This is a genomic window from Amycolatopsis sp. BJA-103, assembly GCF_002849735.1.
Lineage (GTDB): Bacteria > Actinomycetota > Actinomycetes > Mycobacteriales > Pseudonocardiaceae > Amycolatopsis.
In genome coordinates this window covers 2358017-2381176 of the sequence record NZ_CP017780.1, presented here as the reverse complement: position 1 = coordinate 2381176, position 23160 = coordinate 2358017, and the positions used below count along the sequence as shown (strand labels likewise).

The 23160-nt window shown below is 69.4% G+C and carries 11 protein-coding genes; 7 read left to right on the top strand and 4 right to left on the bottom strand.

The window, feature by feature from the left end; all coding sequences use genetic code 11:
- Window positions 1-54: 54 nt before the first annotated feature.
- On the bottom strand, window positions 55-2004 hold the full coding sequence (locus BKN51_RS09865; protein ID WP_101607348.1) for a S8 family peptidase: 1950 nt from the start codon (window positions 2002-2004) through the stop codon (window positions 55-57).
- A 182-nt stretch (window positions 2005-2186) separates the two neighbouring features.
- Between BKN51_RS09865 and BKN51_RS09860 the strand changes: the two genes are divergently transcribed.
- From BKN51_RS09860 to BKN51_RS09845, 4 genes are all read left to right on the top strand, one after another.
- Window positions 2187-4937 carry an AAA family ATPase gene (locus BKN51_RS09860; RefSeq protein ID WP_101607347.1) on the top strand — a complete coding sequence of 917 codons (2751 nt, stop codon included), beginning with the start codon at window positions 2187-2189 and terminating at the stop codon, window positions 4935-4937.
- Between the two features lie 59 nt (window positions 4938-4996).
- Entirely contained in the window at window positions 4997-5293 is a 297-nt protein-coding gene (locus tag BKN51_RS09855) for a YkvA family protein (protein WP_101607346.1), read from the top strand.
- 431 nt (window positions 5294-5724) lie between these two features.
- Window positions 5725-6954: an MFS transporter gene (locus BKN51_RS09850; RefSeq protein ID WP_101607345.1), complete on the top strand. Its 1230-nt coding sequence runs from the start codon at window positions 5725-5727 to the stop codon at window positions 6952-6954.
- The gene (locus BKN51_RS09845) at window positions 6954-17336 is read left to right on the top strand and encodes a hybrid non-ribosomal peptide synthetase/type I polyketide synthase (protein WP_101607344.1); all 10383 of its coding nucleotides are present in this window, start codon (window positions 6954-6956) and stop codon (window positions 17334-17336) included. The genes BKN51_RS09850 and BKN51_RS09845 overlap by 1 nt, the downstream gene beginning before the upstream one ends.
- A 10-nt stretch (window positions 17337-17346) precedes the next feature.
- Here the strand turns inward: BKN51_RS09845 and BKN51_RS43035 are convergent, their stop codons facing one another.
- Window positions 17347-17511 carry a hypothetical protein gene (locus BKN51_RS43035; protein WP_158255806.1) on the bottom strand — a complete coding sequence of 55 codons (165 nt, stop codon included), beginning with the start codon at window positions 17509-17511 and terminating at the stop codon, window positions 17347-17349.
- A gap of 218 nt (window positions 17512-17729) precedes the next feature.
- On the bottom strand, window positions 17730-19241 hold the full coding sequence (locus tag BKN51_RS09840; RefSeq protein ID WP_101607343.1) for a peptide deformylase: 1512 nt from the start codon (window positions 19239-19241) through the stop codon (window positions 17730-17732).
- 135 nt (window positions 19242-19376) lie between these two features.
- Between BKN51_RS09840 and tgmA the strand changes: the two genes are divergently transcribed.
- The 3 genes from tgmA to tgmC are packed head-to-tail and all read left to right on the top strand — an operon-like array spanning window position 19377 to window position 21996.
- Entirely contained in the window at window positions 19377-19808 is a 432-nt protein-coding gene (gene tgmA, locus BKN51_RS09835) for a putative ATP-grasp-modified RiPP (RefSeq protein ID WP_233224148.1), read from the top strand.
- Entirely contained in the window at window positions 19805-20770 is a 966-nt protein-coding gene (gene tgmB / locus BKN51_RS09830; protein ID WP_101607342.1) for an ATP-grasp ribosomal peptide maturase, read from the top strand. Before tgmA ends, tgmB begins: the two co-directional genes overlap by 4 nt.
- Complete coding sequence (tgmC, locus tag BKN51_RS09825; RefSeq protein WP_233224147.1) at window positions 20767-21996, top strand: ATP-grasp peptide maturase system methyltransferase; 1230 nt, start codon at window positions 20767-20769, stop codon at window positions 21994-21996. The genes tgmB and tgmC overlap by 4 nt, the downstream gene beginning before the upstream one ends.
- Before the next feature lie 92 nt (window positions 21997-22088).
- Here tgmC and pdxS read toward each other — a convergent pair whose 3' ends face one another.
- Window positions 22089-23003: a pyridoxal 5'-phosphate synthase lyase subunit PdxS gene (gene pdxS / locus BKN51_RS09820; protein WP_101607340.1), complete on the bottom strand. Its 915-nt coding sequence runs from the start codon at window positions 23001-23003 to the stop codon at window positions 22089-22091.
- Window positions 23004-23160 lie beyond the last annotated feature (157 nt).

The window sequence follows — 23160 nt, the reverse complement described above, 5'->3', positions numbered from 1 at the left end:
GAGCGGGCGGAAGGAGCGGGGTCCCCGGGGATGAGAGGACCCCGCTGGTCTCGGTCAGCGGCGGGTGATGCGGATGTCGTCCACGCCCGCTTCGACCAGGCTTCCGCCCGCGGAGTCGGCGGCCTCGACCGAAATCCGGATCGTCTTGCCCGCCAGCGCGGTCAGGTCGGCGGTCGCGGTGGACCACTGCGCGGCGGTGTCGGCGGAACCGGTCTTCTTGTCGAGCAGGACGGTCGTGCCTTCAGCAGTGACGGCACGGACGCGGAGGTAGTCAGCGCCCGCTGAGTTCGCCAGGTAGCCGAGGTACCACGACAGGGAGACGGACAGCTTTCCGTTGGCGGGCAACTGGATCGGAGCGGACAGCGCGCTGGTGACGCCGCCGTCGAGGTCGTTGTCCCCCACCGCCGCGCCTGCCGCGGCGCCGGTGACGAGGGCGCGTGTGCCGCTGGTGGTGTCACCGCGCTGCATGGTCAACGAGTTGAAGTTCGTCGCGGCGGGGTCGGCCACCTCGAACCGGCCCGCGGTCGCCGTGTCGGAGCCGGCGGGATTGACGCTCCAGCCTCCCGCGGTTTCGAAGTCCGTGGAGTAGACGGGAGTCTCGGGTTCCGGCTCGGGGTTGGTGCCGCCGGACACCGCGGCGAGGGCGTTCGCGATGCCTTCACCGAAGTGCGAGTTCTTCGCCGGGGTGCCGGTGCAGCGGCTGTCCCCTGCCGGACAGGGGGTGTCGATGGCCTGAGTGAGCAGCATCGTACGCAGCTGGTCGGGGGTGGCTTGGGGATGTGCCGAGGCCAGCAGGGCCACGACACCGGCGGCGTGCGGCGAAGACGCGGACGTCCCGTTGAACGTGGTGTAGCCGCCGCCCAGCGCGGTGGTGTTGACCATCGCGGAGCCTTCGCCGCCGGGAGCGGTCAGTTCGACCGTGTCGACGCCGTAGTTGGAGTAGTACGCCAGCTTCTTGTCGATCGTGTCGGCGGTGACCGAAACGGCGTTCGGCAGATCGCCGGGCAGGAACAGGCCGGGCTCGTTGTCGAGGTTGGTCGAGTAGTTCCCCGCCGCCGCGACGGTGACCGAGCCCTTGCCCCGGGCGTAGTCGACGGCGCGCTGGACGCCTTCGATCACCGCGGCCTGGTCGGGGTCACCGGGGTTGTTGAACATGATCGGGTCGACGTAGTAGCTGTTGTTGGTGACCTCGAAACCGTGGTCGGCCGACCACATCAGGCCGCAGACCACGTTCTCCGGGAACATGTTCCCCGACGGTTCCATCACCTTGACCGCCGCGATCCGCACGTTCGGGGCGACACCGACGACGCCCTTGCCGTTCTTCGCGGCCGCGACGATTCCGGCGACGGAGGTACCGTGCCCGGCGGCGGGCGCACCGGGATCGGGTTCCCACGCGCCGGGTTTGGTGTCGGGCCTGCCGTAGAGGCAGGACACCGAGTTCGCGGCGTCGAAGTTGTCCCGCAGGTCCTCGTGGGTGCCCTGCACGCCGGTGTCGAGGATGCCGACGGTGACGTTCCGGCTGCCCGGGTTGATCGCCCAGGCCTTGTCCGCGCCCATCTGCTGCATGTTCCAGTCGACGGGCTCGGCGGGAGCGGCGATCGACTTGCCCAGCTGGGGTTCGAGGAAGCGGCGCGCGGCCGAGTTCCGGTCCGCGGTCGCCGGGCGGGTGCCTTCGACGGGCACGTCGTAACCGGCGCGGGTGTCACCGACTTTCTGGACACCGGAGACCTTCCGCATCTTCGCGGCGAAGTCGTCGGCACCCGAATGCGCGAGGACGACACCGATCGGCGCGTAGCCCGCCCGGACCTGCCCGCCGTTGTCGGTGACCGCCTTGGTGACGGCGTCGATGCCGCCGGGAGTGGTCAGCACCAGGTAGGCACGCACGCTCTCGTTCGCCGCGGAGGCGGTCAGCGATGCCGCGGACGACCCTTGGGTGGACACGGCGGTGACCGCCACGGCGAGCGCGATCGTGGCCGCGATTCTCGTCCGGGAACTTCGGATCATGGTGGGGAACCTCCTCGATGAAACGTCCGTTCATCTCGGCACCTGACGATCCGCAGTGCGGGCGGTGACTTCAATCCGTGGCGGCACGCAGGAAAAGGGCTCGTTCCACGCACTAAAACGGCAGCCGGATCGGCAGACTTTCTGTGGTTGCCCACCCTCTTGCCCGTGCTTACGGTGTCGGGATGGACTCGGGACGGGCGGAGGAGGCGATCGCCGGCCTGGTCGCTCGCACGTCCGCGGTCGTGCTGGTGGAAGGGGAACTGGGAGTCGGCAAGACCCGTCTGCAGGAGCGGCTGCGCGCGCGGTACACAGCGGAATCCCGGCTCGTCCTCTCAGGACGGTGCGCGCCCTTTTCCGGCGACCTCGAGCCACTGCTGGAGGCCGCGCTCAGCGACCCGAGACTTGTTCCCCGCCAAGGCGATGCCGTTCTGGGCGCGCTGGCTCCGCGGCTGCCCGAACTCGCCGATCGGCTGCCTGCCGCTCTTCCGCCCCTACCCGATCCCCGAGCCGATCTCGCCCGCTGTTTCCGCGCTTTGCGCGCACTCTTCTCATCGAAGGTGCCGACGATATTGCTGCTCGACGACCTTCAGTGGAGCGATTCCGCCACCCGCGCCTTTCTGCGCTATCTGTGCACACGGCGATCATCGGCGTTGTCGATGGTGCTCACCTATCGGCCTCACGGCGATTCCCCTCGGCTGACCCACTTGGCCGGTCCGGGTTTTCCCGTCGAAACGCTTTCACTCGCACCGCTCGACGAGTCACGAGCCACCGAACTGGCCGAAACCCTTTCCGGTCGAAGCCCGCTTTCCCCTTCGCTGAGCCGTTCACTGCCCTCGGCCGAAGGGCTGCCGTACGCGATCAGCGCTCTCGTACGAGAGAAGAGCGGACGCCTGCCCAGGGCGGTATTCGACGTCCACGCCGAGCGACTGCGGTTGTGCGGCAAAGACGTGCGAGCCGTGCTCCTCGCCGCCGCCCTTTGCGCGGAGGGAGCCACCGAGGACGAGTTGCGCACGCTGTCCGGTCTGGGGCGAGGCGCGATCAGCGTCGCACTCCCGGAGGCGATCGAGATCGGGATCCTGCGGGAAACACGGCCGAACCGGTACGGCTGGCACCGCGAACTGGCCCGGCGCGCCGTCCACGAGTCGACGTCTCCCGTCCTGCGACGCGGACTTCACCGTGCGGCCGCGTCACTACGGCCGCACGACCCGGTCTTCACCGCTCATCACCTCCGCCAAGCGGGCGACACCGGCCACTGGCTCGAGTACAGCCGTCATCACGCCGACATCGCGCTGCGCGAAGGCGACTGGAGCACCGCCGTCCGGTTGCTCCGGGCGCTGCTTCGTCATGCCGACCTCAGCGACCCCGACCGCGTCCATCTCGCGACCACCCTGAGCCGCGCGGCCTTCGACGGTCTCGACTGCGACCAGATCGTCTCCACGGTCCGCGAAATCCTCTCCGAGGTCCCCCTCCCACCGGCCACCCGGGGCGAGTTACGCAACAACCTGGGAATTCTCCTGCTCAGCCAGACCGGAGAACACGAGGACGGTTACCGGGAGCTGGAGAAGGCCGCCGACGAGCTCAAGGACAGCGATCCGCCCCTCGCGCTGAAAGTGATGTCCTCACTCGCGATTCCCTACACCGGCCACCGGCACATCGACACGCACCTCGGCTGGCTCGAGCGGCTCGACGGCGGGCTCGGCCAGGCCTGCCTGCCCGATCCGCTGACCGCCGCGACCATCCAGGTGAACAGGTTGACCACGCTGATGACCATCGGCGCGCCCGAAGCGTGGGAGGCCGCCGAAGTCGTCACCGGCGACACCGACGACCCGCACCTCGCCCGGCAGCGGATGCGCGGCTGCCTGAATCTCACCGACTGCACCAGCTGGCTCGGCCACTACGCCGCCGCGAAGCGCTATCTCGCCCGCGGCCGCACGTGGTCCCATCAGCTCGGGGCCGACTACCTGTCCGAACAACTCCGTGTCGCGGCGGCGCTGCTGAACTGGTTACGAGGCGACTGGCGGGATCTCCGGATCACCGCCGAAGCACTCGTCGACCGGTACGACTCGCTTCCCCTCGTCGCCTCCGAATGCCGCCTCGTCGCCGGAGCGCTCGCCCTGGAACACGGCGACCACCAGGCCGCGGTCGCCCTGCTCTCGGAGGTGAGCGCGGCCCGGCCCCGCGCGGCGGCCGCACCGCCGGTCGGCGCCACCGCCGCGGCACTGCTCGCCCGTCACCACTACCACCGCGGAGCCAAAACCGCGGCGCTACGAGAACTCGACGCCGCGTTGCGGGTCATCCACGACACCGGCATCTGGGTATGGGCCAGTGAAATCGCGCCCATCGCCGTCGAACTACTGCACAACGCCGGACACCGCGACCAGATCCCGGAGCTGCTCTCGGCCATGGAGACCGGGCTCGAAGGCAAGGACGCGCCCGCGGCGATGGCCAGCCTCGCCCTCGGCAAAGCGATAGACCTCGACCTGGGACACGGTGCGCCCGACGACGTGCTGAACCGCTACGACACCGCACTGGACTCCTTCACCGACGTGGGCCGCCCGTACTGGATCGCGACGACACACGTGTGGCGTGACCGATACCTCCACACCGAACTGCGGCAGGACACCGATGACCTCTCCGTCGCCGTCGGGATCTTCGGTTCCCTGGGAGCCACGGTGTCCGAGCGCCGCACCCAGGAGACACTCGACACCCGCAAGCCCCGGCGCCGCGGGCGGCCGAGCTACGGCTCCACGCTCTCCCCGCGCGAGACCGAGGTCGCCCAGCTCGCCTGCGCCGGCCGCACCAACGCCCAGATCGCCACCCGGCTGGGCCTGTCGATTCGCACGGTCGAACAACACATCGCCCACTCCATGCGGAAAACCGGCGCCACCTCGCGCTATGAACTCGCCAATCCCGGTGAGCCGGCGGCCGGGTGAGCCGGTGCACTACCGTGGTGGTGCCGTGCTCGGTTGTCGTCGTGGTGAGAGAGGGTCGCGTGGAGTCTCTGTGGACGACGCTCGGTGTCGTGGCCGTCGTGCTGATCATCGTCTTCGTCCTGGTCGCGCTGTTCCTCTTGGTCAAGCTGGTCCGGAAACACCGTCAGGTGCATCAGCCGGACACGCCGGTACCGACCAAGGTCGCCTACTGGCTTTCCCTGGCCTACACGGTGTTCCCGTTCGACCTGTTGCCCGACCCGGTCTACTTCGACGACATCGTGGTCCTGACCGGCGGGCTGATCTACGTCGGCAGGTCACTCACCAAAAAGACGCGCGAAGACCGCCAGCTGGACTGAAGGGCTCCGGCTCTGTCGGAAAATGTCCGACCGCGCGGGCGGCGATCGGAATGCCGATTTCGATGACGGGCCCGAGATGCCATCGGCTCGTATTGCGCATCAGGGACGAATCCTTGCCCGGGCCGACGTGCGATGGTACTCATGAAAAGGCAGCATTATTGGCAATCACCCGCCGCTGGGCGGGTGAGTCGGCTTTGGGGGCTTGACATGCTGAAAACCGGATTCGACCCGAACCGTGAAATTCCATTCCGCGCCCGGCGATCCGCCGGGACACCGTGACCTCAGGCCCGGAACGGGCCCGCCGCGTCCGCATTTTCCGGCCGGCTTTCTTCCCTCGCGGCCGAAACGGGCTGACCTCGCTGTTCCCCGGTGAATTCCGCCGGAGGACAAGGCCGCGCCGGACCGGTTCGGGCAAACGATCAGAGGCTTCGATGCTCGTCTTTCGTACCAGGACGGCCGACGCCGGGAGCGCCGCGTTCTGGGCGTTCCTCGTGGCGTACTCGGTGTCGTCGTTCGGGACCTTTCTCAACCTGATCGCGCTGAGCCTGTTCACCCTGGAGGTGACCGGCGGGCCGGTCGGCCTCGGGGCGGTGATGGCCGTCCGCGTCGGTTCCGGCCTCCTGTCCGGAGTGCTGGCCGGGAAGCTGGCCGCGCGCTTCGATCGACGGCGGCTGATGGTCTGCGCGGATCTCGCACAGGCGACGGCGATGATCGTGCTCGGCATCGCCGGGCGGGCGGCGGGGCTCGGCGGGCTGATGGTGGCCGCCGCCGTGCTCGGTGTCGGCAACACGGTCTTCTCGGTGTCGCTGCGGACGAGCGTGCCCGCGATGGTGGGTCAGGAGCACCGGGTCCGGGCGAACGGCCGGCTGGTCGCGGGGCGGTCACTGGGAACGGTGCTGGGCTATGCGTCGGCACCCGTCGTGGTCCTGGCAGGCGGGTTCGAGGCCGCGTTCTTGGTCAACGCCGCGTCGTTCTTGGTGTCCGCGGCGGTGTTGTGGATTCTTCCCTTGCGTACCAACGTATCCGGCCAGGACGAAGGCAGTGTGCCGTCCACCGGTCCGAGGTCGCCGGCACTGGCGGGACTGCCGCTGGCCGTCCTCGCCCTGGTGCTGATCCGTGGCTCGGACGCCTTCGGGTCGGCGTCGCACAACGTGGCGCTCCCGATCCACGCGGGTACGGAGTGGCCGGGCGCGCCGTACGCGTTCATGAGCTGGTTCTGGACCGCGTGGGCCATCGGCAGCATCGCGGTGCAGTGGGTGGTGCGCAGGATGGATCGCGGAGGCGGGGTCCGGCTCGACGAGCGGGTGTTCGCGGCGGGGACCGTGCTCATGTCCGTGGCCTTCGTGGTCGCGTTCACCGGGCTGCCGGTTCCGGTGCTGGTGGCGGTGCTGTTCGTCGCCGGCCTCGCCGACGGGCTCACCGAGGTCGCGTATCTCAGCAGGCTGCAGGCCGCGCCGGAGGCGGAGCGTGCCCGGTTGTTCGGCCTGTCGGCCACCGCGGAGACGGCGGGTTTCGCCGCCGGGATGGCCACCTGCGGGCTGGTGCTCGAGGTGGCGTCTCCGCCGGTCGTGGTCGCGGCCTACCACTGTCTTCCGGTTCTCGTGGCGGGAATCGTCTTGCTGCGCATACGAGGCCGTCAGGTATCGAAGAAGGGGTCGTAATGGGGGAAGCGCTGGTTCACGGAGAACCACTCGACCTGGGTGACGGCGAGCGGGTGGATCTCGCGCAGGCGTTGCGGAACGCCGCGGCCGGCGCACCCGGCCACGCGGTGGTGACCCTGGATTCGGCGGGCAGGCCGGATCGCTGTCCCTATCCGGAACTCTTGGCCAGGGCGAGCGCGGTCCAGGCACGGCTGCGGGATCTCGGAGTCGGCCCCGGCGACCCGGTCGTGCTTTCCGGACTGCCGCTCGCCGAGTTCTTCCCCCTCTTCTGGGGATGCGTACTCGGTGGTGCGCTGCCGGTGCCGATCGCGGGCGCGACAGGGGACGACGCGTTACGGCGACGGGTCCGGCACGTGGCGAACCTGCTGCACGATCCCCTCGTGCTCGTCGCGGACGCGGACCCCGGCTTGCCCGGCTTGCGGACCGCGCGGGTCCCGACGGAGCCGATGAGCGCGCTGCCCGAACTCGACGTGCACCGGCCAAGCCTGGCCGATCCGGCGCTCGTGATGCTGTCTTCCGGGAGCACCGGCGCGGCGAAGGGAATCCCCCTGACGCATCGCGGCCTGCTGGAATTCGCGGCAGGAGCCCGCAGATCGCTCGGCCTGCGGGCCGGTGACACCACACTGAACTGGCTTCCGATCGACCACAGTGGCGCTTTGCTGATCTACCACGTGCTCGAAGTGTTCGCCGGGGTGACCAACGTGCACGTCCCGACCGAACTGGTCCTCGCCCGGCCGGGCACCTGGATGGATCTGCTCGCGGAGTACCGGGTCGCACACAGCTGGGCGCCGATGTTCGGCTTCGCCCAGGTTGCCTCGGCGTTGTCCGAGAACACCCGCGACCTGGACCTGTCCGCGGTCCGGACGCTGCTCTGTGGCGGGGAACAAATCCAGCTACCGGTGCTGGCGCGTTTTCTCGAACGCACCGCCCCGTTCGGCATCGAGGAGACCACCATCATGCCGGTGTGGGGCATGACGGAGACGGTCACCGCGATCACCTTCGGAAGGCTCGGTACGCCGGAAAGCGTGCACCGTGTCCTGAAGTCCAGCCTCGGCGGCGAACTACGCCACGCCCCCGAATCCGCGGAAGAGCACGAGTACAGCACTTTCGTGGCGGTCGGGCCGCCCGCGCCGGGGGCGAGTGTGCGGGTGGTGGACGACCGGGGCGAGCTGCTGCGCGAGCGTGAGATCGGCAGGCTGCAGCTGCGCTCGGCGCGCGTCACGCCCGGCTACCTGCACGACGAAGCGGCGAATCGCGCCGCGTTCCCCGAGCCGGGCTGGCTGGACACAGGCGATCTCGCCTTTCTGGCGCACGGGCAGGTGGTGATCACCGGGCGCGCCAAGGATCTGATCATCCTCAATGGACAGAACCATTTCTGCCACGAGATCGAGGAAGTCGTCTGCGCGGCGGGCGGTGCCCGCGCGGGTGAGGTGGCCGCGGTGGGCGTTCCCAACGCGGAAACCGGTACGGAGGATTTGATCGTCCTGCTGGCCAGCACGGCACCCGCGGCCGAGTTCGACGCGGTCGCGACGGCGGTGCGCCAGGCGGTGTTCACCCGGTTGCGGCTGACGGTGACCCGGGTCGTCCTGGTCGCGCCCGCATCCTTTCCGCGGACGGGCGGCGGCAAGGTTCAGCGGGCCGAGCTGCGACGACGGCTGACCGCCGGGGAACTCGGGCAGGCGGGCACCGCGCCCGCCGACGTCGAGTCCACGGTCTTGTCGGCTGTCCGGGAGATACTCGGCCACGACGTCGATCCGGCGACACCGTTCTATGAGGCGGGCCTGACCTCGGTGTCCGTGGTCAAGTTGGCCTCGACCCTCAGCGGGCGACTGCGCCGTGAGGTGTCGCCGACCGCGGTGTTCGAGTACCCGACCCCCGCCGCCCTCGCCGGCAGCCTGGCAGGCGCCGCCCGGCGGCCGCGCCCCGCCGCACCGGAGACCCCGGCGTCCGAAGACCGGATCGCGATCATCGGCATCGCGGCGCGGTTGCCCGGTGCGCCGGACCTCGCCTCGTTCTGGGCCAACCTGCGCGACGGTGTGTGCAGTGTGCGGACCTTCGCCCACCCGGTGGAGCCGGGGGTGGTTCCGGTCGGGGGCGTGCTCGACGACGTGGACTCGTTCGACGCGGAGTTCTTCGGGATGAGCCCGCACGAGGCGGCCCTGACCGACCCGGCGCACCGCTTGTTCCTGGAGTGCTGCCACGAGGCGCTCGAACTCGGCGGGTACGCGGCGACCGGTGCAGGCACCAGGATCGGCGTGTTCGCCGGAGCGGGCATGCAGCTTTACGGCCACCAGCGGCGCGCACGGGAGAACGGGCGCCCGCCCGCCGCGGACGAGTTGGCCGCGATGCAGGCCGCGATGGGGTCGGAACCCGACTTCCTGGCCAGCCGGGTGGCGTACCGGCTGGGACTGTCGGGACCCGCGATCGGGGTGCAGACTGCGTGTTCGACCGGGCTGGTCGCGGTGCATCTGGCCGGGCAGGCGCTCCTCACCGGGGACGCCGACCTGGCTTTGGCCGGAGCGGCGGCGATCCATCTGCCGCAGGATTCCGGCTACCGGCCGTACGAAGGCGGGATCCTGTCGCCGACCGGTGCCTGCCGGGCCTTCGACGCGAACGCGGACGGCACGGTCGGCGGCAACGGCGTGGTCGCGGTGCTGCTGAAACGGCTCGACCGGGCGATCGCCGACGGGGACACGGTGCACGCGGTGATCCTGGGCTCCGCGGTGAACAACGACGCCGGCCGTACGGCGGGTTTCGCGACACCGAGCGTGTCCGGGCAGGCGGAGGTCGTCCGACGGGCATTGGCGCGGGCACGCGTGCCGGCGTCGTCCGTCACCTACGTCGAGGCGCACGGGACCGGCACCGCGCTGGGCGATCCGGTCGAGTTCGAGGCGCTCAGCCAGGCCTACGGCGAAACCGGGCACACGGGATTCTGCGCGCTCGGCTCGGTCAAACCCGGCATCGGCCACCTGGACACCTGCGCGGGCCTCGCCGGATTGGTCAAGACGGTGCTGATGCTGCGTCACGGGGAGCTGGTGCCGACGGTGAACCTGGACCGGCCCAACCCGGGACTGCGGCTGGCGGGCAGTCCGTTCGTGCTGGCGAAGGAAAACACCCCGTGGATCACCGAAGGACCCCGGCGGGCCGGGGTCAGCGCGCTGGGCGTCGGCGGCACGAACGTCCACCTGGTACTGGAACAGGCCCCGGTGCCCGTCCCCGCACCGGCAGCACAGGGACCGGTGCTGCTGCCCGTGTCGGCCAACGACGAGGCTGGACTGTCCGCGCTCACCGGAGCGCTGCGGGATCACCTGCGCGCGCATCCCGGACTCCGGACCCGGGACGTGGCGGCGAGCATGGCGCTCGGCAGACCGCACCGGGCGCATCGGCACGCCGTGGTCGGCCGGGACACCGCCGAACTGGCCGCCGCGCTCGACTCGATCGCGGTGGAACCCGTTGCCTCGCAACGTTTCGGCACGCTCGCGTTCGTCTTCTCCGGGCAGGGGTCGACGTATCGCGGGATGGCGAAACGGCTCTGTGACGCGTTCCCCACCTTCCGTGAAGCGCTGGACGAGTGTCTGGGTTTCGCCGAAGAGTTCGGCGCGACAGGGCTGGCCGACGCGCTGCTCGGCACCTCGGATCCGGCCATCGTTATGTCCACTGAGGACGGACAGCCCACGCTTTTCTGCTATCAGGTCGCGCTGGCCGGGTTGTGGCGATCGTGGGGCGTCCAGCCGGACTACGTGGCCGGGCACAGCTTGGGGGAATACGCGGCTCTCGCGGTGGCGGGCGGGATCAGTGTGGCCGACGGGTTGCGGCTGACCTGCCTGCGCGGACGGCTGATGCACGCGACCGCGGCGGGCGGCATGATCGCGATCCGCGCCTCGTCGGAGCAGGCCCGGCGGCTGGCCGCCGTCACCGGGACCGAGGTCGCGGTGGTCAATGGCGACCGGTCACACGTACTGTCCGGGCCGGCAGCGGCGATCGCGGCCGCCGAAGCGGCACTCGATCGGGAACACCTTTCCTGGCAACGACTTCCGGTGGACCGGGCCTTTCACTCGGCACTACTCGATCCCATCCTCGACGAGTTCGAGCAAGCGGCCGCCGCGGCGCGGTTCGGCCCGCTGCGGATTCCGTTGGCGTCCAATCTGGACGGACTGATCCCGACGGGCGCCTCGGTGGACGCGCGCTACCTGCGTCGGCAAATCCGTGAGACAGCGCGCTTCGACGAGTCGCTTCGGGCGCTCGAACGGACCGGTTGCGGGGCCTACCTGGAGATCGGACCGCGCGAGGTGCTCGGTTCGATCGGAGGCGCGGCTCTCCCACACCGATACTGGCGCCCGTCCCTCGTCTCACCCGCCGAGGACGAGCCTGACGCGGTGCTGCGCGCCGCCGCGGCGCTTTACCGTCGTGGCGCCGACCTGGACTGGTCCGCGCTCGTGTCCGGCGGGCGGCGCGTCCCGCTGCCGGGATACCCCTACCGGCGCAAACGTTTCGCTCAGCCGACGGCTCCGGCCGGGCCCGCACCCGCGGACGCCGTCCTCACCGAAGTCCGGCGCCTCGCCGCCGAGCGTCTCGGCGTGAGCGAGCTCTCCGACGACACCACTTTCGTGGCAGGCGGCGCCGATTCGCTCGCACTGATGGGCTTGGCCCGCGAACTGCAGAACGTCTACGGGGTGCGAATCGGTGTTCGCGAGCTGCTCGCCGAGGCGCAGACCCCGGCCAAGGTGGCCGAACTGATCGTTCAGCGCGGCGGAGCAGTCCCGGAGACCGATCCGGTGGTCCGCGAACACGACGAGCCGCCATCCGCCCCTGCCGAGGACTCCTCACTTCACGGCTTGATGGCCCGGCAGTTGCAGCTCGCGGACGACATGATGCGACAGGTGACGGACCTGATGCACCGCCAGCTCGACGTGGTGCGCGGTGCGCCCGCCGACACCGTGACCCCCGAACCGCCGCCGACGTCCGTGCCGAAGCCGGTCGACCACACGGCCCGTCCGGTGCCCGTGCCGGTTCCAGGACTGACGTCGACGAGGAACGGCTGCGCCTTCAGTCTCTACTTCTTCGGCGACTATCCCGACCGGGACTCCAGCGACAAGTACCGGCTGATCATGGACGCGGCACGGTTCGCCGATCAGCACGACTTCCACGCGCTCTGGTTGCCGGAGCGGCATTTCGACTCGTTCGGCGCACTGTTCCCGAATCCGTCGGTGCTGGCCTCCGCGCTGGCCGTCCACACCGAGCGGATCCGGCTGCACGCCGGGTCGGTCGTGCTCCCGCTGCACCATCCGATCCGGGTGGCCGAGGAATGGTCCATTGTGGACAACCTGTCTTCCGGGCGGGTCGGCCTGTGCGTGGCCAGCGGATGGCACGCCAGGGATTTCACGCTCGCCCCGGAGAATTTCGGCGGCCACCGCGACCTGATGTACGAACACCTGGACACCGTGCGCCGGCTGTGGTCGGGAGAAGAGATCGACGCCGTCGCGGGTGACGGCACCGCGACCCGGGTCCGCCTGCATCCCGCGCCTCTCCAACAGGATCCGCCGTTGTTCGCGGCCGTGGTGGGCAACCCGGACAGCTACCGCCGGGCCGCCGCCGCCGATCTCGGCGTGGTCACCAATCTGATGACCCAGGACGTGCCCGCCCTGGCCGAGAACATCGCGCTCTACCGCCGCACCCGCGCGGAACACGGACTCGATCCGGACCAGGGACGGGTCGTGGTGCTCGTGCACACTTTCCTCGGCGAGGATCACGAAACCGCGCGGCAGCGGGCTTTCCGGCCGTTCTGCGATTACCTGCGCTCGTCGCTTTCCCTGCTCGACCAGGTCGGCAACAGCCTCGGGATGAAGGTCGACCTGGACGGCGCGACCGATGAGGACGTCGATTTCGTCCTGGGTGGCGCGTACGAACGCTACTGCGAGTCCCGTGCGTTGATCGGCGGTCCCGATCAGTGCGCGCCGATGGTGGACGCGCTGATCGCGGCGGGGGCCGACGAGATCGCCGCTTTCGTGGATTTCGGCGTCCCCCGGGAGCAGGTGCTCGACGCCCTGCCGCTGCTCGATGGTTTACGCCGCCGCTATTCGCCGGGCGCGCCGGCACGGGAGGACGAGCTGTCCGCCGCGCAGCGCCGGATCTGGTTCCTGGAAAGGATGTTCCCCGGCACCGGCGCCTATCACGAGCCCAAGGCGATCAGGATCGACGGGCCGTTGGACGACGTGGCGCTACGGGAGTCGGTGCCGCGCGTGGTGTCGGCGCATCCCAGCCTGCGCACGGTGTTCCGCGAGCGGGACGGCGTGCCGAGGAAGGTCGTTCGGCCGTCGGTGACCGTCGACTGTCCGCTGATCGACCTGTCCGGCCGCACCGAAGCGGAAGCCCTGGCCGAGATCCAGGCCACGGTGGGGCGGATCCGGTTCGACCTCGACGCCGGGCCACTGGTCGCCACGGCGTTGGTCCGGCTCGCCGACGATCGCCATCTGCTCTACCTGGTGGCCCACCACATCGTGTTCGACTCGGCGTCGACGGCGGTGTTCCTCCGCGATCTCGCCGCGCACTACCGCGCGTGGCCCGCCCTGCCTGCCGCGCGGCCCGGACAGGTTCTCGAGGCGGATGAGATCGGGAATCCCGCGTCCGACACGGAGTTCTGGCGCGATGAGCTGAAGGGGACCCCCGAACTCGTGCTGCCCACCGACCGGCCGCGCCCGCCGGTGGTGTCCAGACGCGGCGCCGGTCTGAGCAGAGAGCTGGCGGCCGGCCTCGGCGAGCCGCTCCGCGCCCTCGCGGCCGAGTGTGGGAGCACGGTGTTCATGGCGGTGCTCGGCGCGATCGGCTCGGTGCTCGGCCGCTACAGCGTGCAGCAGGACTTCGCGGTCGGCACGGTCGTCAGCACCCGGCCGGACACGGCGAGGGACACGATCGGGCTGTTCCTCGACACGGTCCCGGTACGGCTCGATCTGTCCGGGGATCCGACCTTCGCCGAACTGACCCAGCGCGTCCGGGATCGCACCACGGGCGCCTACGAGCACCGGGCGGTCCCGTTCGACGAGCTGGTCGGCATGCTGAATCCGGACCGCGCGGCGAACCGCAACCCGCTGTTCGACGTCCTGGTCGAATTCGAGAACGCCGTGGACGAGCCTTTCGCGCCGCCGCTGACGGCCACCGCGCTGGACGTGGCGCGCGACGAGGTGCCCTTCGACCTCGCCTGCTATCTGACGGCACACCGTGACGGCCTGCGTTGCCTGATCGAGTACAGCACCGACCTGTTCGACGAAGCGACCATCGCCCGGTTGCTGGACCTGCTGGCGCAGGTACTGCGCCGCGCGACCGCGGATCCGTCGGCTCGGCTGTCCGAGCTGACCACACCGGTCGAAGAAGACCTGCGGCTGCTGGAGCGGTGGCAGAACGGTGCGCCGGAACGCCCCGCGCGCTGCCTGCACACGATGGTCGAGCAGCAGGTCGCCGAGACACCCGGAGAGGTGGCGCTGGTCAGCGACGACGGCGAGATCAGCTACCGGGAACTGGACCAGCGCGCCGAGACGATCGCGCGTCGGCTGGCGAGCCAGGGCGTCGGACCCGGGCAGATCGTGGCGGTGTCCCTCCCCCGCGGCCCCGAACTCATCGCCGCGCTCTACGGCGTACTGAAGAGTGGTGCGGCGTACCTGCCACTGGATCCGCGGCTGCCGCCGCAACGGTGCCGGTACATGCTGGAAGACAGCGGTGCCGTCCTGGTACTGACCACAAAGGACATTCGCGTTTCCCAGCCGGTGCTGAACGACTTTCCGGTTCAACTCGCCGAGGAAATCTTGCCGGGCCCGGAGGCGCCGGAGCTGCCCGAGGTGCGACCGGAGGCGCCTGCGTACTGCATGTACACCTCCGGGTCCACCGGAACCCCGAAGGGCGTTCTCGTCCCGCACCGCGGTCCGGCCAACGTCGTCGCGTGGCAACGTGATCAGCATCCGCCGATGCGCACCCTGCACTGGACCTCACCGAGCTTCGACGTCAGCGTCCAGGAGATCTTCTCCACGCTGGCCGCCGGTGGGACGCTCGTGCTGCTCGACGACGACCAGCACAAGGATCGTGACGCCGTCGCCACCGCGATCGGCCGTCACCGGGTGGAGCGGATCCTGATGCCGTTCACTCCGCTGAAGTACCTGGTCGAACCCGGCCTCACCGCGCCGTCGCTGCGGTTGATCCTGTGCTGCGGCGAGCCGCTCGTGCTCACCCCGGCGCTGCGCCGCTTCCTCGCGGACAATCCCGGCTGCGTGCTGCACAACCAGTACGGTCCGACCGAGGCGTCGATCATCGTCACCGATCACCTGGTGGATCCGCGCCGCGGGCCCCGTCCGCCGATCGGCGCCCCGATCGACGGGGTGCGGCTGCGGCTGGTCGATCCCGCCGGGCGAGCAGTTCCGATCGGCGCCGTCGGCGAGATCCACCTCGGCGGAGCCGGGCTGGCCGAAGGTTACGTCGGCAAGCCGGAAGAGACCGCCGCGGCTTTCCTCTCCGGCGTGCTCCGGCCCGGAGACCGGTGGTACCGCACCGGCGACCTCGCCCGATGGCGTGGCGACGGCACGCTCGAGTTCCTCGGCCGTCTCGACGACCAGGCCAAGATCCGCGGCAACCGGGTCGAACCCGGTGAAACACAACGGGTGCTGGCCGGCCTCGGCGCGGTGGCGGACGCCGCGGTGATCGTGCGGCCGGATCACCGGGGCGAAGCGGAACTCGTCGGCTACGTCGTACTCGCCGACACCGCCGCGCCGGAGCCGTGGACGGGAATCGCCGAAGCCCTCGCGGACGACCTGCCCGCCTACCTCATCCCGACCCGCTGGGTCGCGCTCGACCGCTTGCCCATGACCACCACGGGAAAGCTCGACCGGTCCGCCCTGCCCGAACCACCGGCCGCAGCCGAAAACCGGGACACCGCCCCGCCGTCCACCGAGCTCGAACTCCGTCTGCACGCGCTGTGGTGCGCGGAGCTCGGCCTGGACGCCGTGGCGGCCGACCGGTCCTTCTTCAACGCGGGCGGGCATTCGCTCGCCGTGGTCAGGCTGGTCAACCGGATCAACGAGGAGTTCCGGGCGGAGGTCTCGGTCGCGGAGTTCTTCCGCGCGCCCACGATCCGCGCGATGGCGGCCGGACTGGGCCGCCAAATCGCACAGACCGTCCCGATGACCTCGCTACAGCGCAGGCTTTGGGAACGTCAGGCGGAAAAGCCGCGGCCTCAGGTCTACAACGTCGGTCATCGCGTCGACCTGCGCGGCGACCTGAACCCGCGGGCACTGCACCGCGCGCTCGACCGGCTGGTGGCCCGGCACGACGCCTTGCGCGGCCGCGTCGCGGCGTCCGGCGCCGGGCGGATGATCGAAGTGCTGGCCCCGTTCGCGCTCGACCTGCCTCTCGACGAGCTCGGCACCGGCATCGACGCGTGGTGCGGAAGCGTCGTCGCGGAACCGTTCGAACTCACCGAAGGCCCGTTGCTGCGTGCCCGGCTCGGCCGGATCGCCGGTGACCGGTGGGTGCTGGTGCTCGTCCTGCATCACCTGGTCTGTGACGGCTGGTCCCTGAACATCCTGTGGCACGAGCTGTCCCGGCTGTACGCCGCCGAGATCGACGCGACGTCCGCCGCCCTGCCCGCGCCCGGAGGCCAGCACTCCGACTATGCGCGATGGCAAGCGGGCGCTGATCATTCCGCCGACGTCGACTACTGGCGAACCGAACTGGCGGACGCCGACCTGCGCTGGCGGCTGCCCTATGACCGCGTTCCGCCCGCCCGGCCTTCCGGTGAGGGCGATCTGCACCACGTGCGTCTCACGCCGGAACAGCTGCGCCGCATCGACGGCTTCGCCGCTGCCGCCCACAGCACTCGGGCCATACTCCTCGCGAGCGTGTTCGCGCTTTGGGGCGCGGAGACCTGTGGTCAACGGGACCTCGTGCTCGCCACCTCCAGCGCCCGCCGGAGCCGCCGCGAGCACGAGCAGACGGTCGGCATGATCGGGGAGGCCGTGCCCCTGCGCGTCCGGCTCGGCGAAACCGCGGAGCTGTCCGACGTGATCCCGATCGTCGCGGAGAAACTGTTCGCCTCTCTCGATCACCAGGACCTACCGCTCAGGGAAACGATCGCGCTGTCCGGGCAAGACGTCGAGCGCTATCCCGCCGTGTTGTTCACCGTGGTCACGACGCCTCCAGGGGAACTCGACCTGCCCGGCGTTTCGGCCACCGTGCGCGGATTGCCTGTTCCCGGCTGCGCCAGAACCGAGCTCTACGTCGTGTTCGCCGAAGACGCCGACGGCCTGGGAATCACGTTCGAGTACTCCACCGACCTGTTCGACGCCAAGACCATCGACCGGTTCGCCCGCGAACTCGTCCGGCTGCTGAAGGAGCTTCCCTGATCGGCTTTCCCTACTGGGCCGAAACCCGGCCCTCGGCGCGGTGCCCGCGGATCCGCTTACCCGCCCGGCGGGCCCGCTCGACCCACACGCTGCGACCGGCATCCAGCATCCGCTCGGTCCGGTAGTCCACTTCGGCCAGCACCTCGGCGAGCAGGACGTCGTTGCTGTTCATCATCGTTTCCCCTCAGGAACTCACTACCTCGTTTGGTAATGACCAGATTCGTCCTGAGGGGTGCCCTCCGGCATCGGGTGATCACCTACACCCGGGGGCCGATCGACCCCTTACCCCCGACTCTTCCCTGATCGAAGGCCGTAAGGGCATCGAAAGCCGACGCCGGAGGGCCGTAACTGCCGGTTATGGCGGTCACACCAGAGAAGTCCAGTGCATTTCCATCAGTACTTCCAGGTCGATCCGGTGCCGCGGTACTGCTCCACCGGGATCGGCTCGACGCCGTCGCGCATCCGGTCGGTGTAGAGCTTCCCGTTCAAGTGGTCGACCTCATGGGCGACAAGGCGGGCTACGCCGCGCTCGAACACGGTGATCTTCGTCTGGCCGTCGATGTCGGCGTGCTCGACATGGATGACATGCGGGCGCGGAACCCGGCCACGGACGTCGAAGAAGGACAGGCAGCCTTCGTACTGCTCGTCGACCTCGCCGCCAGATTCGATGATCGTGGGGTTGAACAGGGTGATCGCCTCGCCGTCCGGGGTGCGCACGATGGCGACGGCACGGTCGATCCCGATCTGCGGGGCGGCAACACCCATGCCCTTGCCGAAGGTGTGAGCCTGCGCGACCCGTTCGGCGGCTGAGTTGAGCTCGGTGACGACGCGGCGAGCGTCTTCGGCTTCGGTGGGTAAGTCGAAGCGGCGCGCTACTTGACGCAGCGCCGGGTCGGTGTCCTGCACGATGCCGAGCGAAGCCATGACCTTGCTCGGTGAAGCACCGGCGGTCCGCGCTGCGCGGCCGCGGAAGTCCCATTCGAGCCGGTAGCGAGCGTGCAGCGGCGGGTCCTCACACGACCAGGAGAAGATGTGCCGGTCGCCGGTGTCGTCGCGGCCGATGGCGGTGGCGAACGGCGCGGCTTGCGCGGTCATCGAGGTGTGCAGTCCCCAGACCGACGCACCGAGTTCGGCAGGAAAGTCCAGGCACACCGACAGGGTCCTGGTGGGGAGCCGGACAGCGCGCTGAAACCAGTTCCCCCAGTGCGTCTCGGTCACGGTGTATTCGTACTCGATCCAACAAGATTCGCCAGGATACAAGGGAAAGTGCCCGTGCGCGCCCGAGAAGAGCAGCCAGACTTCCTTGAAGGCGTCCCGGTCGTGGTGCGCCGTCCAGTCCATCGGGTTCGCTCGGCCACGCCCGTGCCAAGCATGTAAATCGATCTCGTCCCAGCTCAGCGGATTCTCGGAGTAGAGCTGGTTCGACCGCTCCGGATCTCCGGGATACCGGTCGACAGAGATGCGGATCAGGTAGCGGGTGATCGGCTCGGTGCCCTGGTTGACCAAGTGACGGCGCTGGGAGAGCCGATAGGCCCCGTCCTCGTAGCGCAGGGTCGCATCGTCGTGGTCGACCACCAGGCCACCCATCCCGGCCGCGGTGTCGGCGACCGGCCCCACTACAGGCCGGGCTTTGGCGGGGCGGTTGGCCTCGAAGTCGCGGAACGCGCTGCGCAGGGCGCCGCCGGCTTGCAGTGCGGCCTCGGCGTGCCCGGCGAAGGTCTCCGATGGCCGCTCGGCACCGGAGAGCACTTTCGAGACGTAAGAGCGGTCATAGCCCATCGCCTTGGCCAGCGCAGCGCGGGAGAAGCCGCGCACGTCGCGCCAGCGTTCGAGCTCGACCGCGAACACATTCACCTCAGCGTCCGGGCCGCCGGGTTCGGTGGTGCTGGTCGTGCCCGTCGTCATCGCCGCCTCCGGAGCAGGGTTCGGGGACCGTGGGTGTGCGTGAATGCACCGTGAGTCGCCCCTCACCCTAGAGGCACGCCTGCCATTCGCGATGTCCTTCCCTCCAGCGGCGCGACGGAAGGGGCAGACACCGCAATGACGACTGGCGACACCTGCGGTTCCCGGCTGCTGTGGCTGCGCGATCACCCGAACGAGATCTTGGCGGACAACGAAATCGTTGCCGTGCAGGACATTCAGCCGAATGAAGGAGACACCACGATGGCCGATCTGCTCGGCTCGATGCTGGACGACGACCCCTTGGCCAGCGCCCGATTCCGCTACTCCGTGCGCGTCCCGGTGACCTCCGCGGCGGCGGGTCCGGAGGAGACCCGCCCGTTCGGGTTGCGGTTCTCCCAGTCCATGCCGACCCCGGTGACGAAGGTGGTCTCCTATTGCCACGACCAGCAAGTCGCGGTCGATGCCGACGGCCGTCCGCTGATCGAAACAATGGGCAAGGACTGGAAGACCAAGTCCGCCACCGACGGCGACGAAGGTCCGGAGGAGAATTGGGGTTGGGAAGAGGAATGACCGTTCTCATCCTCGCGCAGGAGGCCGACGCTCCGACCGACGCGCTGGTGGCGGAGCTGATCCGGCGGGATGTCGCGGTGTTCCGCGCCGATACGAGCTGGTTCCCCCGCCGGCTCGTGCTCGACGCCGAACTCACGGGCGGCCACTGGATCGGCACCCTGACCACTGCGTACCGCTCCGTGCAGCTTGGCGATATCCGCGCCATTTGGTATCGCGACCCGGCCGCTTTCGCGTTCCCACCCGAACTCACCGAAGTCGAGCGCGCCTACGCACACCGGGAGGCCCGGCTCGGATTCGGCGGCGTGCTCGCTGCGCTTTCGGATGTCCTATGGGCGAACAATCCGAACAGGGCCGCCGACAGCATGTACAAGCCGTTGCAGCTGACCACAGCCGCGGCGTGCGGCCTGCACGTCCTCCCCACGCTGGTCACCAACTCTCCCGACGCGGTACGCCGGTTCGCCGGAAAGCTGCCGGGCGGCGTGGTGCACAAGTCGTTCGGACCTAACACCATCGCCGAAGGCGGACAACTCAAGGTCGCCTACACCCGCCGGTTCGCCACTGCGGACATCGACGATCTGCGCGGTGTCGGGTCTACCGCGCTGCAGGCACAGGCATGGGTGGACAAGGGCTCCGAAGCCCGGGTGGTAGTGATCGGCGAGCGGATGTTCACCATCCTGATCACCGCGACCTCCGCCGCCGCACACGTGGACTGGCGGGCCGATTTCGGCGCGCTGACCTACGAGCTGATCGACACACCGCCCGATGTCGAGGCCGGGGTCCGCGCGTACATGAAGGCGCTGGGCTTGGCCTATGCGGCACTGGACTTCGGCATCGAGAAGGACACCGGGCGGCTCGTGTTCTACGAAAGCAATTCCTCAGGGCAGTATGGATGGCTGGAAGCGCAGACCGGCGCACCGATCACCGCGGCGCTGGCGGATCTACTCGCGGGAGCGTGCTCGTGACGACCAGCCCGAACGTTCAGTGGCAGGACCACGCCGCAGAACTCGCCGTGACACTCACCGGGCTGGGCAAGCTCACCGACTCCGCGTGGCAGGCCGCAGTCCGGGCCGTCGCGCGACACGAGCTCGTGCCGCGCTTCTACACCCAGGACGCCACCGGCGCCTGGACTGAATCCGACACCAGCACCGACAACGGCCGGGAGGCCTGGCTGGACGCGGTCTACTCCAACAAGCCGCTGATCACCGCGCTGCGCCGGGACACTGACCCCGTCCGGGTGCTCTCGTCTTCCAGCCAGCCTGGCCTGATGACCCGGATGCTCGAAGCTCTGGACGTGCACAGTGGACATCGGGTCCTCGAGATAGGCACCGGCACCGGTTACAACGCCGCGCTGCTGGCGCACCGGCTCGGCTCCGGCAACGTGTTCTCCATCGATGTCGAACCGGACCTCATCGACCTTGCCCGCACTCGGCTGGCCGGGCTCGGCTACACCCCGACCCTGGTGGCGGCTGACGGCGTGCTCGGGTTCCCGGAGCACGCACCGTTCGATCGGATCATCGCGACCTGCGCGGTGCCGGTTATCCCGTGGGCGTGGGTGGAGCAACTGCGGATAGGTGGGGCGGTATTGACCGATCTGAAAACCGCACAAAGCGCGGGCAGTCTCGTCCGGATCACCCGCACCGGGACCGACCGGGCAGAGGGCCGGTTCGATCCGACCTACGCGGCGTTCATGGGGCTGCGCCATCAGCCGGGCGAACCGGACCGCACCGTCACCTGGACCGCCCGCGACACCACCGTCGCCCATCGGTCAACCAGCACCGTCGATCCGCGGACGCCGTGGAACGCGATGGTGGTGTGGTTCCTGGCAGCGTTCGACCTCGGCCCGGACTTATCGATCGGCTACACCGGACCCGACACCACCGGCCCGCCCACCACGGTCACCCTTTCCACCCCGGACGGCTCCTGGGCACATGTCTCCGTCGCCGCGGTGGGCGGGGCACACGCGGTCACCGAAGGTGGTCCACGGCGCCTCTGGCGGGTCGTCGAGAGCGCCCACCGGCTGTGGAACCACCTGGAACGGCCCGGATGGGACCGTTTCGGGCTCACCGTCACCCGCGACACCCACACCCTCTGGTGCGACCAGCCCGACAGCGACCACCGCTGGACCTGCTCGACCTCGACACCGAACACCGGGCACTGGACCAAGCCGGTCCCCACGCCGAGCCTGTAGCAGGACCGTGACCTGATCGACTGCTTCCGGCGTTGCACGCGAAGAGGCCCCGTGAACAGAAGTCCACGGGGCCTCTCGCTCGACCGATTCGCTTACCAGCCGCGCTCAGCCAGCCGGTGCGGCTCGGGCAAGTCCGCGACGTTGATGCCGACCATCGCCTCGCCGAGACCGCGCGAAACCTTCGCGATGACGTCCGGGTCGTCGTAGAACGTGGTCGCCTTGACGATCGCCTCGGCGCGCTGCGCCGGGTTGCCGGACTTGAAGATGCCGGAGCCGACGAACACGCCTTCGGCGCCGAGCTGCATCATCATCGCGGCGTCGGCCGGGGTCGCGATGCCGCCGGCGGTAAACAGCACGACGGGCAGCTTGCCCTTCTCCGCGACCTCCTTGACGAGTTCGTACGGGGCCTGGAGTTCCTTCGCCGCGACGTAAAGCTCGTCCTCGGGCAGCGAGGAAAGGCGACGCAGCTCCGCGCGGATCTTGCGCATGTGCGTGGTCGCGTTCGAGACGTCGCCGGTGCCGGCCTCGCCCTTGGAGCGGATCATCGCCGCGCCCTCGTTGATCCGGCGCAGCGCCTCACCGAGGTTGGTCGCACCACAGACGAAGGGCACGGTGTAGGCCCACTTGTCGATGTGGTTCTCGAAGTCGGCCGGGGTCAGCACCTCGGACTCGTCGATGTAGTCGACGCCGAGCGACTGCAGCAGCTGAGCCTCGACGAAGTGGCCGATGCGGGCCTTCGCCATCACGGGGATCGAGACGGCCTCGATGATGCCGTCGATCAGATCCGGGTCGCTCATCCGCGCGACACCGCCCTGCGCGCGGATGTCCGCGGGGACCCGCTCGAGCGCCATCACCGCGACGGCACCGGCGTCTTCGGCGATCTTCGCCTGCTCGGCGGTGACCACGTCCATGATCACACCGCCCTTGAGCATCTCCGCCATCCCGCGCTTGACCCGGGCGGTGCCGGTGAGCGAGGTGGTGGCCGTGTTCGTGGAGTCGTCAGACACTGCTGGACCTTTCGGAAAGCGCACGAGGAGGGGTGACGCTTCCGAGGGTAGGCCGCTTTTGGACCTCTGAAGCAGGCCAGTTCGCGGCGATTTCAGCAGTCCACTGGGTGATCTGGCCCGCAATCAGTCCTCTGGTTGCGGTACTTGCGCGTGCAAC